This is a genomic window from Methylobacterium sp. C1 (genome assembly GCF_001854385.1).
Taxonomy (GTDB): domain Bacteria; phylum Pseudomonadota; class Alphaproteobacteria; order Rhizobiales; family Beijerinckiaceae; genus Methylobacterium; species Methylobacterium radiotolerans.
Genome location: NZ_CP017640.1, coordinates 6,156,240 through 6,171,832, shown reverse-complemented (window position 1 = coordinate 6,171,832; position 15,593 = coordinate 6,156,240). Strand labels below are relative to the sequence as shown.

Genomic DNA, 15,593 nt, shown 5'->3' with positions numbered 1-15,593 from the left:
CATCGCCGCGGCGGCCGACGCCGCCGCGACTGCGGGCGGCCCGGGCGCGCTGGCCGCGCTCGATCCCGGGCGGCCGCAGCGTCTTCGACGGTATCCGCGCCTCGTTCCGAGCGCGGGTCGGACGGTTCGGGGCTCTTCTCCCGGCACCGGACGGCGCGTTAAGGTTAAAAAAACATGAACCCTGCTGTCCGGGCCGATCGGCGCTAAGATTGCGGCGTCGTCCGAAAGCCACGGACGGAGCGTCCCGGATCGGAACGAGCCGGGCCGTCGGACGGCACAGGAGAGGCAGATGAACGGCTTCGATGTCACGTTCCGGGACGATCAGGACTGGGTCGATTTCGGCAGGTCCTACGTCAACTCGGAAGCCTTTAAGGCGCTGTTCCGCGACGGGATGACCCTGGTCGAGGAGACGGCCGCCTATCTCGACGGCGAGGGCCGCGACGAGTCGCGCCTCGTCTCCCGGGACGCGACGCTCAGCTACGCGGCCGAGAGCATGCGCCTGACCACGCTGCTGATGCAGATCGCCTCGTGGCTCCTGGTCCAGCGCGCCGTCGCCGAGGGCGAGATGACTCCGGCCGAGGCCCTGCAGGAGAAGCACCGGGTCAAGCTCGGCACCGCAGAGCCGCCGAAGCAGCAGGATTTCAACCTGCTGCCGATGCGTCTGCAGCAGCTGATCGTCCGGGCCCGGCGTCTGCACAGCCGTATCCTGCACCTCGACGCGCTGATCGCCGAGGACCGGCCGACGCCGCAGCCCGTGGAGAGCCCCGTCGCCGCGCAGCAGGGACTGCTGCGGATGGCGTTTCGGATGAGCGAGGGCTGAGCGAAAGCCGAGCGACGCTCCGGGGAGCGCCGCCGCCGCGCAGGGCCGGCGCTCCGGCCCCGACGGTCAGAATGCCGGGAACTGACCCGGGAACTGCTCCTTCAGGATCTGGCGGATCGCGTCGTTCTGGAACGCGCGGACCAGCTTCGGCACCCAGGGCTTCTGCGTGTCCGCCTCGCGGACGACGATGACGTTGTTGTAGGGGTTGTCGACCTTGGACTCGATCGCGATGGAGTCCTTGCCCGGGATCAGGCCGGCATCGACGGCGTAGTTGGTGTTGATCACCGCGGCGTCGAGATCCTCGAGGCTGCGGGGCAGCTGCGCGGCGTCGACCTCCTGGAACTTCAGGCGCTTGGGATTGTCGACGACGTCGAAGACCGTCGGCAGCAGGCCGACGCCGTCCTTCAGGCGGATCAGCTTCTCGGCCTGCAGCAGCAGGAGCGCCCGACCGCCGTTCGACGGGTCGTTCGGGATGCCGATCAGCGCCCCGTCCTTCAGATCCGCGACAGCCTTGACGCGCTTGGAGTACAGGCCGATCGGCGTCACGATCGTCTCGCCGACCGGGACGATCTTGTAGCCCCGGGCCTTGATCTGGTTGGCGAGAAACGGCTTGTGCTGGAAGGCGTTGGCGTCGAGGTCACCGGCCTGGAGCGCCTCGTTCGGCAGCAGGTAGTCGGAGAACACCACCAGGTTGATGTCGAGCCCGTCGCGGGCCGCGATCTCCTTGGCCCTCGCCCAGAGGACTTCGGCATCCCCGCCCATGATGCCGACCTTGATCTTGTCCGCGGCCAGGGCCGGCGCGGCGGCCAGAGCGGCCAGGGCGAGGAACAGCAGCAGCAGACGTCTCATCGTGTCTCGATCCTAGCAGTGCGTCCGGAGACGATCGGGCCCGGACAGGCAGGGGCACCCGCGTGACCGCCGCGGCTCCGGCGCGGAGCCCGGGCGAACCGCGGGTGACCGGAGAAGGATACGACGGCCCGGCCGCGCTTTGAACGAACCGGCAGCGGCCGATTCAGGCCACGCGGGCCGCGAGCGCGGCCCGCACGAGAAGAAGCGTTCCGCCGGCGCGCACGGACGCGCGGTACGCCGCGCGGTCCGCGCGATCTTTGCAAACCCGTCCTGTGGATAACGCGCGCCGCGACCGCGCGACACCGCGCACGAAAACGGGCGGCCCCGCCAGGGACCGCCCGTCTCGAACAGCGTCACCGTGTGGGCTGCGACGCTCAGCGCTTGCCGAGGTTGCCGAACCGCGAATTGAAGCGCGACACGCGACCGCCGCGGTCGAGCATCTTCTGCTCGCCACCGGTCCAGGCCGGATGGGTCAGCGGATCGATGTCGAGATTGAGGGTGTCGCCCTCCTTCCCGTAGGTCGAACGGGTCTGGTACTCGGTACCGTCCGTCATCACGACCTTGATGAAGTGGTAATCGGGGTGCTCGGTCCCCTTGGCCTTCGCGGCCGCGTCCTTCGCCATGACCTTGGTCCCTGTCTGGCACGCCGGCGGGAAGCGCAGGAGGCGCCGCCCGGCCCGGAATGCGGAAGATGTCACCGGTTGCACCGAACCATGGGTTCGTGGCAACGGCACGTCCAAGCCGACCGTGGTGGCGGCCCGCGGCCATTGAACACACGCAATCGGATGAGCGGCGGCCTATACCGCAGCCGCTCCCCGGTCACAAGCGCCGCGGACCGGGAGAAAGAAGAACACGTGAGGCGTGATGGCCCGTAAGACCAAGGCGGCCGCGGCCGGCCGACCCAGAGCCCCGCTGAGCGCCCTCCGGCCGCTCCTCCCCTTCGCGCTGCGCTACCGCGCGCGGATCGCCGCGGGACTCGTCGCCCTCATCTGCGCGTCGGCCTCGACGCTCGTCGTCCCGATCGCCATGCGCCGGGTCATCGACCACGGCTTCACCGCCGACGGCTCGAACGTGATCGACGCCTACTTCCTCGCCCTGCTCGGCGTCGTCGCGGCCTTCGCGCTGTCGAGCGCGGCCCGCGTCTACACGGTGGTGACGCTGGGCGAGCGGGTGGTCGCGGACCTCCGCAGCGCGGTCTTCGCCCGGCTGACCCAGCTCGATCCGGCGTTCTTCGACCGGGCGCAGTCCGGCGAGATCGTCTCGCGGCTAACCGCGGACGCGACGCAGATCAAGTCGGCCTTCGGCGTCTCGGTCTCGATCCTGCTGCGCAACCTGTTCCTGTTCGTGGGCGCCACCGCCATGATGGTGGTGACGAGCCCGCGCCTGTCGGTGATGGTGCTGGCCGCCATCCCGATCATCGTCTTCCCGCTGATCGTGTCGGGCCGCGGCGTGCGTCGGCGCTCCCGGGCGGCCCAGGACCGGCTCGCCGAGGCCTCGGCCTACGCCGCCGAGGCGGTCGGGGCGGTGCGGACGATGCAGGCCTTCGGCCGCTCCGACTCGACGGCGGCCCGGTTCGCCGCGGCCTCCGAGGAGGCCTACGGCGCCGCCCGCGCCTCGGTCCGGGCCCGCGCGCTGCTCACCGGCGTCGCGATCTTCCTGATCTCGGCCTCGGTGGTCGGGGTGATGTGGTACGGCGCCCAGGGCGTCCTGAACCACACGATGACGGGCGGCGAGCTCTCGCAGTTCGTGCTCTACGCCGTGTTCGGCGCCGGCGCCCTCGGCCAGCTCTCCGAAGTCTACGGCGACCTCGCCATGTCGGCCGGCGCGGCCGAGCGGCTCACCGAGATCCTGGCCGCGGAGCCCGCGATCCGCGCGCCGTCCCCGGCCCTGCCGCTGCCCGAGCTGGCCCGGGGCGCGGTGGCCTTCGAGGACGTGCGCTTCGCCTACCCGACCCGCCCGGAACACGCCGCCCTCGGCGGGCTGAGCTTCGCGGCCGCGCCCGGCGAGCGCATCGCCATCGTGGGGCCCTCCGGGGCCGGCAAGTCGACGGTGTTCCAGCTGCTGCTGCGCTTCTACGACCCGCAGGGCGGCCGGATCCTGGTCGACGGCGCCGATATCGCCCAGGTCGATCCGGAGCGCCTGCGCGCCCGCATCGCCCTGGTGCCCCAGGATCCCGTCGTGTTCTCCGGGACCGTCACCGAGAACATCCGCTACGGCCGCCCGGAGGCCGGGGAGGCGGAGGTCCGGCGCGCGGCCGAGCTCGCCAACGCGCACGGGTTCGTCTCGGCCCTGCCGCAGGGCTACGCGACCCAGGTGGGCGAGCGCGGCGTGACCCTCTCGGGCGGCCAGCGGCAGCGCATCGCCATCGCCCGGGCGATCCTCAAGGACGCGCCGATCCTGCTCCTCGACGAGGCCACCTCGGCCCTGGACGCCGAGTCCGAGCGCGCCGTCCAGGCCGCCCTCGCCACGCTGATGCAGGGCCGCACCACCCTGGTGATCGCCCACCGGCTCGCCACGATCCGCGCCGCGGACCGCATCCTGGTCCTCGACGACGGCCGCATCGTCGAGACCGGAACCCACGAGAGCCTGCTGGCCCAGGGCGCGCTCTACGCCCAGCTCGCCAACCTGCAGTTCACCGACGCGCTGGACGAGACGGCGCGGGGCAAGGAGCCCCGCAGCCGGGGCGAGCGTCTTCCGGTCGCCGAGTAGCCGGACCGCTCCGGGAGCGGCCCGCGGCGGCGTCCGGCCGCGCGACGGATCGCCGGCGCTGACTTACCGCGCCGTGCGCGGATCAGTGCGCGGACGCGGGCGCCAGCTGGCGCGGCCCCCGGAGGCCGGTGTCCTGCGCCCGCTCCGCCGCGGCCTGGATCTGGCCGACCTGCGCCACGATCGTGTCGGTCGCCCGCGCCATCTGCCCGGCCAGGTCCCTGACCTCGGCGGCCGCGACCGCGAAGCCCCGCCCCTCCCCGCCATCGCGGGCCGCCTCGATCGCGGCCCGCAGCGCCATCAGGCTGGTCTGACCGGCGATGCCTGCGAGGAGGCCGGTCGCCGCGTCGGCCGCCGCCGCGGCCGAAGCCGCATCGTCCGCGATCAGGGCATTCGCGCGCAGACCCGCCAGCCCGTCCTCGAAGACCCGCACGGCCGCGGCGATGGCGCCGGCCTCGTCCCGGGGCTCACGGTCCGCTCCGGACCGAACCGGGTTCAGGGACAGGTTGGGCTTCGACATCGATACGGTCTCCCTGGATCGGCCGCACCATGAAGCGTCAAGGATAACGATGGGTTAATCCAGCAGAGCAGGACCGCCACCGAGAGAAACCGGCAGGCCCCTCACGCATTGCGGCCTATTCCTGCTGGACGCGGACAGTCGAAGCCGCCGAAACACATGTGGATGCTGTCTTCACCGGCGCGACAACGCGAGCGAGCGCAGCGAAATGATCGGAGGTCCGGTCCAAGGACGTCACGCGCTCCGACACGCCCCCCCGCGCGCCGCGACGGCCCGACAGCCCTAGCGCTCGGTCAGCTTCATCTCGATCCGGCGGTTGCGGGCGTAGGCCTCCTCGGTCGCGCCGGCTTCGAGGGGCTGGAACTCGCCGAAGGCGCCCGCCAGGAGGTGCTGCGGCGGGATCCCCTTGCCGGCGAGGAACTGCACCACCGCGATGGCGCGCGCCGCCGAGAGCGACCAGTTCGACGGGAACTGAGACGTGCTGATCGGGCGCGCGTCGGTGTGACCGTCGACGCGGAGCACCCAGGGCAGATCCGCCGGGATCTGCTTGGCGAGTTCCGAGACCGCGCCGGCGATGCGGTCCAGTTCCGGCCCGGCCTCGGGCTTGAGGGTCGCGGAGCCGGCCGGGAACAGCACCTCGGATTGCAGCACGAAGCGGTCGCCGACCACGCGGATGTCGGGCCGGTTGCCGAGGATCTGGCGCAGGCGGCCGAAGAAGTCGGACCGGTATCGGGCCAGTTCCTGAACCTTCTGCGCGAGGGCGACGTTCAGCCGGCTGCCCAGCTCGGCGATCCGGGCCTGGGATTCCCTGTCGCGGCTCTCAGAGGCCGCGAGGGCGTCCTCCAGGGCTGCGAGCTGCCGGCGCATGGCGCTGATCTGCTCGTTGAGCAGGTCGATCTGGGACTGCGCCCGCCGTGTCGCGCCGCGCTCCGTCTCCAGCTGCTTGTCGAGGGTGCCCGCCGCGCCCTGGCTGACCGTCGCGGCCTCGGCCTGCACCTTGGCCCGGTCGCGCTCGGCCTCGACGCCGGCGAGCGTCGTGCGGAGGTTGCGCACCTCGTCCTCCTGGTTGCGGCGGTTCGTCCGCTCCAGGGCCAGGAGGTCGGTGAGGTCGGCGATCTGGCGGTTGAGCTTGGCCAGGGTCTCGTCCCGGCCGGTCAGCTCCTGCGACAGGAAGAACTGCCCGACCACGAAGACCGTGAGCAGGAAGACCACCGAGAGGAGCAGCGTCGCCAGCGCGTCGACGTAGCCGGGCCAGACGTTGAGCGTCCGCCGGGTCCGGGTCGCCGTGGAGGCCACTAGACGCGCTCCCGGCCCAGCCGGTCGAGCACCTGCTTCAGCTCGCGCTCGCGGCTCGCCTGCGCCTCCACCCAGTCGCGGATCATCTGCTGCTCGGCGCGCATGTGCTGGACGAGGCCCTGGATGCCCTCGGCGAGGTTGGTCATCGCCTGCGTCGCCGCGCGGCTGCCGCCGCCCTCGGCCACCAGGGCACTCAGGCGGTCGACCGCCTCCTTCAGCTCTTGAGTCCCGGCGGCCGGCCTGGCACCGGCCGCCGCCGCGACCGGCGCCGCCTCCTGGGAAGCCGCGCCGGACATCAACCAGTCCTGCAGTTCGTTGTGGAACCGGGCATGAGCCTGGCCCGCCTGCAATTCCAGGAAGCCGGTGATCAGCGACGAGGCGAGGCCGAACAGCGAGGCCGAGAACGCCAGACCGATGCCCGAGAGCGGCACCGCGAGGCCGGATTTCAGCTCGTCGAACATGACGCCGGCATCGCCGCCGCCGCGCATGCCCTTGATGACGCCGCCGACCGCCGACAGCGTGTCGATGAGGCCCCAGAAGGTGCCGAGCAGGCCGAGCAGGATCAGGATCCCGGCGATGTAGCGCAGGATCTCGCGGCCCTCGTCGAGGCGCACCGCGATCGTGTCGAGATAGCCGGTCGTGCCGGGCAGGGTCGTCCCGCCGGCCCGCGCGGCGATCATCGGCGCCATCGGCGCCAGCAGGGCGGGCGGCCGCTTGACCTGCGCGCCGTTGGCGACGGCGTTGACGTAGGCGGTCTCGCGGAACAGCCGGACGACCTGCCCGAAGGCGATCAGGACGGCGATCAGCAGAACACCGAGGATCAGCCCGTTGAGCCCGGGATTGGCCAGGAAGGCCGGTGTGATCTGCCGGAACAGGATGAAGGCGAGGAAGCCTACGAGGATCAGGAAGATGACCATGCGCCCGAGATAGATCCCGGGCTGTGCCAGCGGCCCATTCTTGTCGTCGCCGGTTTGTCGGGCGGCCATCGATCGTTCTAGCCTGATCTCACCACGCGGCAGCCGGCCATCGGCGCCCCTCCGAGGCACTGTGGGGGTAGGCCCGCACGCGATCAAGTCTCGGGAAGGTCACCGCGGAGCTATGCCCAGGCCGATCGAGACCAGTCGCGCACAAAAGGCTTAGCTGCGCGCGACCGACTTACGCCGAACCGGCATCCGCCGGGCCGAACAGGGCGCTAATCCCAGAAATGCGGCGCTGTCTCCTCGAGATTCGGTCCCAGCCGGAGGGCCGCGACCCGCGTGGCGAGGCCGCGCGCGTCCGTCTCCACCGCGATGCCGCACAGGGTCCCCTCGCCGACGGCGACCTCCCAGCGGGAGCCCGGCGTCTTCTGGATCATGCGGCGGATCGGCTCGTCCTTCTGCATGCCGATCACCGAATCGTAATCGCCGCACATGCCGGCATCCGACATGTAGGCGGTGCCGCCGGGCAGGATCCGGTGATCCGCCGTGGGCGTGTGCGTGTGCGTCCCGACGACGAGGCTCGCCCGGCCGTCGAGATAGTGGCCGAAGGCCTGCTTCTCGCTCGTCGCCTCGGCGTGGACGTCGACGATGACCGCGTCCGCCGCCGCGCCGAGGGGGCAGGCGGTGAGCTCGCGCTCGACCGCCGCGAAGGGGTCATCCATCGCGTCGAGGAAGACGCGGCCCATCACGTTGACCACGAGCACGCGGGCGCCGCCCTGGGTCTCCACCACCGTGGCGCCGCGGCCCGGCGTGCCGGGCGGATAGTTCGCCGGCCGCACGAGGCGCGGCTGGCGGGCGATGAACACCATCGCCTCGCGCTGGTCGAAACTGTGGTTGCCGAGGGTGACCGCGTCGGCGCCGGCCTGGATCAGCTCGTCGCAGATGGTCTCGGAGATGCCGAAGCCTCCGGCCGCGTTCTCGCCGTTGACCACCACGCAGTCGAGGCGCCAGCGCTCCCGGAGGCGCGGCAGGTGCTCGCACACCACGGTGCGGCCCGAACGCCCGACGACGTCGCCGAGGAAGAGCAGGCGCATGGGTCAGGCGGTCCTGTCGCAGCGGATCACGCCGTCTTCGGTGATCACGAACTGGAGGGGGCGGTCGTGCGGCTCGGCCGGCACGCGCCCCACCTCCTGGGCGGCGAAGCCGATGCCGACGGTCAGGACGGGGCGTGTCCGGGACAGGCGCGCGATCGCGCCGTCGTAGTAGCCCCGGCCGTAACCGATGCGCTGCCCGGTCCGGTCGAAGGCGGCGAGCGGCACGATCAGCGCGTCGGGCTCCACCGGCGGCAGCGACGGGTCGGGCTCGCTGAGGCCGAACCGGCCGGCGACGAGGGCGTCGCCGGCGCGCCATTCCCGGAACACCAGGCCGTCCGGCGTGACGTGCGGCAGGGCCACGGCCTGGCCGCGGGCGCGTAGGCCCTCGGCGGCGGGCCGGGGATCGACCTCGCTGCGGATCGGCCAGAAGGCGCCCACCAGTCTGGCCCGGGCGAGCTCCGGCAGCGCGAGGAGCGCGTCCCCGATCGCCGTCGAGGCCGCCTGACGGGCCGCCGGATCGAGGGCGTCGCGGGCGGCGAGGGCCGCGGCGCGGAGTTCCGCCTTGCGGGCGGCGTCGGGAGCCTCGGCGCCGGTTCTGGGAGGGGTCGGGTGCGGAGCCACGTGAGCCGTTGGAGGATCGATCCCGGGAAACCTACAGCGTAGGTGGGCGCCGTGTTGGCCAGGTCCAGGGACGAGGCCAGGGACAGCTCCCGAGGGAGTCGATAAGGCCCCGGGGATAGTGCTCCTGACGAACTCTGCAGCCCCGCCCACGTCATGTAGCGGTCCCGGCGCGATCCCGCCAGGGCCGCGCGCACCAAAATCCGCGGGCTCGCCGTCAGGCCGGCTCGTCCGCGGTCCCGGCGGCCCGCGCCCGGGCCACCGCCAGGATCTCGCTGCGGCCCTCCGGGTCGGCGATCGACTGCCACAGGCCGATCAGCTCGCTGAGCTCGGCCATCGGCCGCGGTGCCGGCGCTCCGAAGAAGGCGGCGATCGGGACGCCGGTCGCGGCCGCGATCCGACGCAGGCGGGCATTGACGGCGCGCCGGCCGCCACCCCGGTCCTCGACGCTGATCGCTTCCATGGCAGAGCACCTGAACAAGAATTGAGGCCGCAGCTAGGGGCGATTGTCGCGTCTCGGACGAGCCAATACAATTTATCCAATCGGAGAATAGGGCAGCCCGAGAGCGTTATCCACGCCGATGACTCGCCGGATCCGTCGAACCCCGGGATCGGTGCGGCGCGGGCCCTCGGCAGGCCTGCGCGATGCGGCGACGCGTCCGCGTCGCGCGGTGTCGACATCCTGTAGCAACACGCCGACCTCGATGACGGACGCGTTTGCGCGGGCCCGCCGCGCGGGGGTTGTTTACCACGCTCCCAGTCATCCGGGCCGCCGCGGCGCGGATCGCGGCCTCGATACATTGTCAGCAGGCTGCGCGACTCTTGCAGTAGGGAAGGCGCCCGCGAGGGACCGACCAGGATTGAGACGACGGTGACCGATCGTGGCACAGATCGACCATAACATCGCTGTCGCGACGTGGCTCGGCCCGGTGCAGCCGGCGCATCCCGAGCGTCCGGGCCCGAACCGTCCCGACACCACGGCCGAACTGGGCGACCTGTGGCGGATCCTGTGGCGGCGCAAGCGGCTGGTCTTCGGGACGGCGCTGCTGCTCGGCCTCCTCGCCCTGGCCTACGCGCTGATCACGCCCTCGCTCTACACCGCCACGGCGCAGATCCTGATCGATCCCCGCGACCGCCAGGTCGTCTCGAACGACGTCAATCCGGCCGGACTGTCGCCGGACGGCGGCATCGCCCAGGTCGAGAGCCAGGTGAAGGTGATCGAGTCGGACGCCGTGCTGGGGCGCGCGGTCGATCAGGTCGGACTCGCGACCACGCCGGGCTTCGGCGCGCCGCGGGACGGCGTCGTGACGCGGGCCCTCGGCGAGCTCCGCGCGCTGGTGGCCGGGCCGAAGGCGGAGCGGCCCGTCGACGCCCGCGGCCGGGCGCTGGACCAGCTGCGGCGGCGCCTCGCGGTCAAGCGCGCCGACAAGGTCTTCGTCATCGACTTGGTGGTCACCACGCCGGATCCCGATCTCTCGGCGCGGATCGTCAACGCCATCGCGAACGCCTACCTGACGGACCAGACCGACGCCCGCTCGGACGCCGCCAAGCGCGCCGCGGGCGAGCTGCGCGGCCGCCTCGACGAGCTGCGGAGCGCCGTCAACGCCGCCGACAAGAAGCTCGAGGATTACAAGGCGCGCAACGGCCTGATCGCGTCGAGCGGCCGGCTCGTGAACGAGCAGCAGCTCACCGACCTGAACGCGCGGCTGGTCGCCGCGCGGGCGCGGACCGCCGACGCCAAGGCGCGTCTGCAGGGGATCCGGGAGGCCCGCGGGCAGGCGATCGGGTCCGGAGCGATGCCGGAGGCGGTCCAGTCCTCGGTGATCGAGCGCCTGCGCGGGCAGTACGCGGAGCTCGCCGCCAAGGAGGCCGACCTGCGCACCAATCTCGGCGAGCGCCACCCGTTCATCGCCGCCGTGCGCGCGCAGATGCAGGACGTCCGCCGGCTGATCGACGCCGAGCTGAACCGCATCGCGGGCGCGGCCGAGACCGAGGCCCAGCGCGCCCAGGCGAACGAGCGGACCCTCGCGGCGGAGCTGGAGCGCCTGCAGCGGCAGTCGGCGGTGAACGCACAGTCGTCGGTGCAGCAGCGCGAGCTCGAGCGCGAGGTCGACGCGGCGCGCTCCGTCTACAACGCCTTCCTCGTGCGCGCCCGGGAGATCAAGGAACAGACCAGCATCGACAGCTCGAACGCCCGGATCATCACCACGGCGCGGCCGCCGCAGGATCCGAGCTGGCCGCCGCGGCTGATCCTGGTCGCCGCCGCCCTCGCGGGCGGCCTCGGCCTCGGCGCCGGCCTCGCGCTGACGCGGGAATATCTCGCGCCGACCGTGCTCTCGCCGCGGCAGCTGGAGCGGCTGTCGAACGCCCCCGTGGTGGCCGTGCTGCCCGGGCTGCGGCCGCGGGGCGCGAGCGCGAGCGCCGCGAGCCTCACCCTCGACCACCTGGCCGCGACCTCCGGCATGAGCGGCCACGCGCTGGCGCTGCTCGTCACTTCGGGGGAATCCGACGAGGCGGAGCGCCAAGCGGTGATCGCGCTCCTCGCCGCGGTCGCCGTCGCGCGCGGCGACCGCGTCCTGCGCGTCGACGCCGACCTGCGGGCCGACGGCTCCGGCACCGGCGGCCTCCTCGACGTGCTCCGCGGCGAGCAGAGCCTCAACGCCGTGACCCGGACGGACCCGGCCTCCGGCGCCCGCCGGGTCGGGCTCGGCGACACCGAGAAGCCCCTGCGCGACGCCCTGACGCCCGCCAATGTCGAGCGCTTCATCGCGGGCGTGAAGGGACGCTTCGACCTCGTGCTCGTCGACGGCGGCGTGCTGACCGAGAACCTGCGGCTCGGCCCCCTGGCGGCGGCCGCCGACCGGCTGCTGCTCGTCGCCTGCAACGGCGCGACGCGCCAGCGCGACCTGATCGACCTCGTCGACACGTCGGAGGCGCTGGGCCGACCGATCTCCGGCTCCCTGCTCCTGACGCGGCGCAAGGCATGAGGACCCTCCGGCAGACCGGCTTCGCGCGCCGCCACGATCCGGTGGCGCGCACGGGTCCGGTGCTGCGCGCCCTGCTGCGGGCGGAATCGGTGGCCCTGTCGGTCTGGGCCCTGCTCCTCGTCGGGGTCTCGGGCGGCCTCCTGTGGGTGCTCGGCCTCAATTACGAGGGGATCACCGGCTCGGCCGCCTCGAAGATCCACCCCGCCACCTACCTGGCGGTCGTCCTGATCGGCTGGACCCTGGTGCGCGCGGGCAATCCGGTGATCCCGGTGGCCGGGGCGCTCAACCGGCGGCCGGCCAGCGTGCTCCTGGCCGCCTGCGGCGTGCTGCTCCTCGCGCTGATCGCGGCCCGGGGCGGCGCGGGCCTCGCCGGCTCCATCGACACCTTCGTGCTCGCCGGCCTCGTCCCGATCCTCCTGATGGACCGGGACGCCGCCACGCTCGGGCGGCTGGAGACGATCTTCCACCTCGTGATGCTCGCCAACGCCCTGCTCGGCCTGTTCGAGCTCGCGAGCGGCCAGCGCTTCTTCCCCTACCGGTTCGACGGCGTGGCGTTCGAGTCCGACACGCGGTCGGCGGCCCTCCAGGGCCACCCGCTGGCCAACGCGACCATGACGGCGTGCTACATCCTGGCGCTGGCCAAGGGCGGCGGTCGCCTCGCGCCGATGCCGCGCGCCGCCATGATCGTCCTCCAGCTCGTCGCCCTGGTCACGTTCGGAGGACGCTCGGCCACCGTCACGACGCTGATCCTCGGCGGCGCTGTCGGGCTGGTGGCCCTGAACCGCACCCTGCGCACCGGCCGCGTCCCGCTGGCGGCGGCGGCCTGCGCGTGCTTCGCCCTCACCCTGCTGCCGGTTCTGGTCGCCGTCCTGGCCGCGGCCGGGTTCTTCGACACCCTGCTGGACCGGTTCGTCTCGGACGGCGGCAGCGCGCAGGCCCGGGTCGACATGCTCACGGTGTTCGACGCGATCCCGTTCCGGCAGCTCCTGCTCGCGCCCGACTTCCTGCAGGTGAACACGCTGCGCCGGATCTACGGCCTGGAATGGGGCATCGAGAACTCGATCATCTCGGCCGTGCTCTACCACGGCATCCTGGTCACGGGGGTGCTGGTGATCGCGGTGGCGCTCTACCTCGCGGAGATCGCGCGGGATTGCCGGCGCGGCGTCTGGCTGCCGATCCTGGCCTTCGTGATCCTCGTGAACACCTTCGAGGGCCTCGCCGGCAAGACCACCCTGCTCGCCAAGTTCGCCCTGATGCTGATCGTCCTGTTCCCGCCTCTGCCGCGCCGCGGGCGCGGCTGAGAGCGGGCGGGCTTCGGCCCGATCGACCGCGCTCTCACGGCCGGGTCTTCAGCCCGAGGGCGGGGATCAGGGCGGGGTCGGCGACGTGCGCGTCGTCCATGAGACCGAGGCCGTCGAACAGGTTCCAGAACGACCACGCGAACCCGTTCGCCTCCGCCGCCAGCCGCACGTCCCGGATGTAGGCGGCCCGGTCCGGCGCCCGGGACGCCGTGAAGCGGGCGTCGGTGCGCAGGGCGCCGAACTCGCCCATCAGTACCTGCCCGCGCGGGATCCCGTAGAGGTCCGCCCAGGTGGCCACCGGCGCCATCGCGTCGGCGATGTAGGCCGGGCCGGGCGCGGCCTCGAAATATTCGTGCAGCTTCGCCTCGATCAGCGCGCGGTCGCGCGCCTTCTCGGCCCGGGGCACCGTGCGGTCCGCGTCCATGCGCGCTTGCACCGCCGCGAGCGCCTCGCGCAGCGTGCCGCGGCTCCCGGGCCAGGGCACGGCGGTGAGCCAGCGGTAGAACGGCTCCTCGGTGAGCCAGGTCGCCCCCTGGTGGGAGAACAGGTACGGCTCGTAGAAGTGGAACGTGTAGAGGAGCGGCGCGAACCGCGCGAGCGCGGCCGGGTCCAGGGCCGTCAGGCCGGCGACGAGGCTGCCGCAGGAGCCGGTCGCCACGAGGGTGAGCGCCGGCGCGGCCGCGCGCGCCGCCGCCAGGAGCCCGTCCTGCACCCGATTCCAGGCGCGCGCGCCGCAGGCCTGCGGCGGCTCGTTCACCGGCTCCAGGGCCAGGCGGTCCGTGCCCTTCCGCGCGCACAGGCGCGCGAGGTCTCCGACGAGGTCGCGATAGGCGGCGAAGAGCGGCGCCCGGTCCGAGTCGTAGAACGCGCCCGGCGTGTAGTGGTGGGTCGCGGCGTTCGCCTGGACATTGACCAGGACGCGCAGCCCGGCCGCCAGGGCCGCGTCGACGGCCTCCGACAGGGTGCCGAGGAGTTCGGCGCGCCGGGCCCCGGTGAAGGCCACGAACGGCCCGGGATCTAGGGGCAGCCGCACGAAGTCGAAGCCGAACCCGGCGATCCGGGCGAGGTCGTCGCGGGTGGGTATTGGCCGGCCGGCCTGGAAGGGCGGCCACGCGTAGTCGGTCCGCGGCGGCGGGTACTCGGTGGTCAGCGAGAACCAGGGCCAGAGGGCGATGCCTCGGCGCAGGGCGATCGGCGCGGGACTGCCCTGGACGGGTCGGACGCCCGCGCCCGCCGCGAGGGCGCCGGCGAGCACCGACCGCCGGCTGGGGCCTACCATCTCGGACCGGCCGGGGCGGCGACGGGCGCGACCGCGGTGGCGCGCGCCGCGCGGTCCGGTGCCGGCGGGTAGCCGCCGACACGGCGCAGCGCGTCCTCGTAGGAGGCCAGCACGGCGTCCCAGCGGAACTGCTCGGCGCGCGCCCGCGCCGCCGCGCGGGCCGCCGCGACCGCGGCCCCGTCGGAGAGCACGCGCTCGATGGCCGCCGCGCAGCTGTCCGGATCCGAGAAATAGAGTTGCGCGTCCCCGGCCGTGCCCCGGTTGAACGGATTGTCGTGGGCGACCACGGCGTTGCCCGCCCAGAGCGCCTCGACCAGCGACGGGTTGGTGCCGCCCACCGTGTGGCCGTGGAGATAGGCCCGCGCGTGGACCCGCAGGGCCTGGACCTGCTCGGGCTCGTAGATGGCGCCGGGGAACAGCACCTCCGGCGAGGCGGCCGCCTCCACGGCGCGATGGTACGGGTTGCCGACCCTCAGCGTGCCGAGCACCACGAGCCGCACGCCGCGGGCCCGGCGCGAGAAGGCCTCGACGAGCGTCAGGATGTTGTTGTCCGGCTCGATGCGGGCGATCGAGACGAGGTAGCGGTCCGGCGCGAGGCCGAGGGGCGGCGGCCCGACATCGGCCGCCGGGGGATCGCCGCCGTACGGGATGGTCGCGATGGCGCCGCGCGGCCTGCGACGGGCGAGGTGGTCGGCGATGACGGGATGGTCGGCCACCAGCCGCTGCGAGGACCACGCGGCGATCCACTCGCTGACGTAGAAGAAGGCGCGCACGGGCAGCGACCATTTCGGACGGCGCCACTCGATCCCGTCCATGTTGGTCAGGATCCGTCCGCCCCGCGCCCGCAGGTAGGGCAGGAACGCGGCACCGTTGTAGCCGAGCACGAGGCAGACGCCGCCGCGGGTCGCGGCGTCGTGGGCGCAGATGGCGTCGAAGGCGAGCGTCGCGACGGGACCGCGCAGGCCGATCTCTACGGTGATCAGCTCGACACCGTTCCAGGCGCTCCGCACGATGCGGTCCCGCACCGTCTCGACGTCCCTCTGGCAGTACACGCCGACCTGCCAGCCGCGCTCGACCAAGTAGAGCGCGAGACGTTCCGCGAAAGTCTCGAAGCCACCGTGGGCGGCCGGGATACCGCGCGTGCCGAGAATAAGTAGTTTCGGTGCGCGGTCAGGCATGAAACTTCCTTTCCAATGTGTCGGCCCTATT

General features: G+C 72.7%; 13 protein-coding genes, 1 other RNA gene and 1 pseudogene. 4 read left to right on the top strand and 11 right to left on the bottom strand.

The genetic code is table 11. The annotated features are described in order from the left end of the window. The first annotated feature begins 289 nt into the window (after nucleotides 1-289). Nucleotides 290-820: a DUF1465 family protein gene (locus BKE41_RS28510; protein ID WP_012322261.1), complete on the top strand. Its 531-nt coding sequence runs from the start codon at nucleotides 290-292 to the stop codon at nucleotides 818-820. A 66-nt stretch (nucleotides 821-886) separates the two neighbouring features. Here BKE41_RS28510 and BKE41_RS28505 read toward each other — a convergent pair whose 3' ends face one another. Then, nucleotides 887-1,669 carry a MetQ/NlpA family lipoprotein gene (locus BKE41_RS28505; protein ID WP_043075029.1) on the bottom strand — a complete coding sequence of 261 codons (783 nt, stop codon included), beginning with the start codon at nucleotides 1,667-1,669 and terminating at the stop codon, nucleotides 887-889. A gap of 374 nt (nucleotides 1,670-2,043) precedes the next feature. Beyond that, nucleotides 2,044-2,292 carry a 50S ribosomal protein L31 gene (gene rpmE, locus BKE41_RS28500; RefSeq protein ID WP_012322259.1) on the bottom strand — a complete coding sequence of 83 codons (249 nt, stop codon included), beginning with the start codon at nucleotides 2,290-2,292 and terminating at the stop codon, nucleotides 2,044-2,046. Nucleotides 2,293-2,533: 241 nt separating this feature from the next. Here rpmE and BKE41_RS28495 point away from each other — a divergent pair, with 241 nt between their 5' ends. Next, complete coding sequence (locus BKE41_RS28495) at nucleotides 2,534-4,378, top strand: ABC transporter transmembrane domain-containing protein (RefSeq protein WP_071000542.1); 1,845 nt, start codon at nucleotides 2,534-2,536, stop codon at nucleotides 4,376-4,378. A gap of 151 nt (nucleotides 4,379-4,529) precedes the next feature. Here the strand turns inward: BKE41_RS28495 and BKE41_RS32635 are convergent. The 7 genes and pseudogenes from BKE41_RS32635 to BKE41_RS28460 all read right to left on the bottom strand — a co-directional run. Next, nucleotides 4,530-4,712: pseudogene (locus BKE41_RS32635) on the bottom strand (methyl-accepting chemotaxis protein); the annotation flags it as partial. Nucleotides 4,713-5,174: 462 nt separating this feature from the next. Then, nucleotides 5,175-6,188, bottom strand: coding sequence for a peptidoglycan -binding protein (locus tag BKE41_RS28485; RefSeq protein ID WP_024828124.1), 1,014 nt, complete (start codon nucleotides 6,186-6,188; stop codon nucleotides 5,175-5,177). Continuing rightward, a complete protein-coding gene (locus BKE41_RS28480) occupies nucleotides 6,188-7,174 on the bottom strand; it encodes a MotA/TolQ/ExbB proton channel family protein (protein WP_024828125.1) in 987 nt (328 codons plus the stop codon). The genes BKE41_RS28485 and BKE41_RS28480 overlap by 1 nt, the downstream gene beginning before the upstream one ends. 206 nt (nucleotides 7,175-7,380) lie before the next feature. Further along, nucleotides 7,381-8,199 (bottom strand): TIGR00282 family metallophosphoesterase, encoded by an 819-nt coding sequence (locus BKE41_RS28475; RefSeq protein WP_012322254.1) that lies wholly within the window; start codon nucleotides 8,197-8,199, stop codon nucleotides 7,381-7,383. 3 nt (nucleotides 8,200-8,202) lie between these two features. Beyond that, nucleotides 8,203-8,820, bottom strand: coding sequence for a 5-formyltetrahydrofolate cyclo-ligase (locus tag BKE41_RS28470; RefSeq protein ID WP_012322253.1), 618 nt, complete (start codon nucleotides 8,818-8,820; stop codon nucleotides 8,203-8,205). Beyond that, a non-coding RNA gene (gene ssrS / locus BKE41_RS28465) (6S RNA) lies at nucleotides 8,810-8,966 on the bottom strand. Before ssrS ends, BKE41_RS28470 begins: the two co-directional genes overlap by 11 nt. Nucleotides 8,967-9,034: 68 nt before the next feature. Continuing rightward, on the bottom strand, nucleotides 9,035-9,280 hold the full coding sequence (locus BKE41_RS28460) for a hypothetical protein (RefSeq protein WP_071000541.1): 246 nt from the start codon (nucleotides 9,278-9,280) through the stop codon (nucleotides 9,035-9,037). Between the two features lie 418 nt (nucleotides 9,281-9,698). On the opposite strand from BKE41_RS28460, the gene BKE41_RS28455 reads away from it, so the two are divergent. Next, nucleotides 9,699-11,804, top strand: coding sequence for an exopolysaccharide transport family protein (locus BKE41_RS28455; RefSeq protein ID WP_071000540.1), 2,106 nt, complete (start codon nucleotides 9,699-9,701; stop codon nucleotides 11,802-11,804). Then, the gene (locus BKE41_RS28450) at nucleotides 11,801-13,105 is read left to right on the top strand and encodes a VpsF family polysaccharide biosynthesis protein (protein ID WP_053621202.1); all 1,305 of its coding nucleotides are present in this window, start codon (nucleotides 11,801-11,803) and stop codon (nucleotides 13,103-13,105) included. Before BKE41_RS28455 ends, BKE41_RS28450 begins: the two co-directional genes overlap by 4 nt. A 34-nt stretch (nucleotides 13,106-13,139) precedes the next feature. Here BKE41_RS28450 and BKE41_RS28445 read toward each other — a convergent pair whose 3' ends face one another. Together BKE41_RS28445 and BKE41_RS28440 are read right to left on the bottom strand one after the other, a co-directional pair. Then, nucleotides 13,140-14,384, bottom strand: a complete 1,245-nt coding sequence (locus BKE41_RS28445; RefSeq protein ID WP_071000539.1) for a cellulase family glycosylhydrolase — start codon at nucleotides 14,382-14,384, stop codon at nucleotides 13,140-13,142. Further along, a complete protein-coding gene (locus BKE41_RS28440) occupies nucleotides 14,378-15,562 on the bottom strand; it encodes a DUF1972 domain-containing protein (RefSeq protein WP_024828131.1) in 1,185 nt (394 codons plus the stop codon). Before BKE41_RS28440 ends, BKE41_RS28445 begins: the two co-directional genes overlap by 7 nt. Nucleotides 15,563-15,593: the final 31 nt, after the last annotated feature.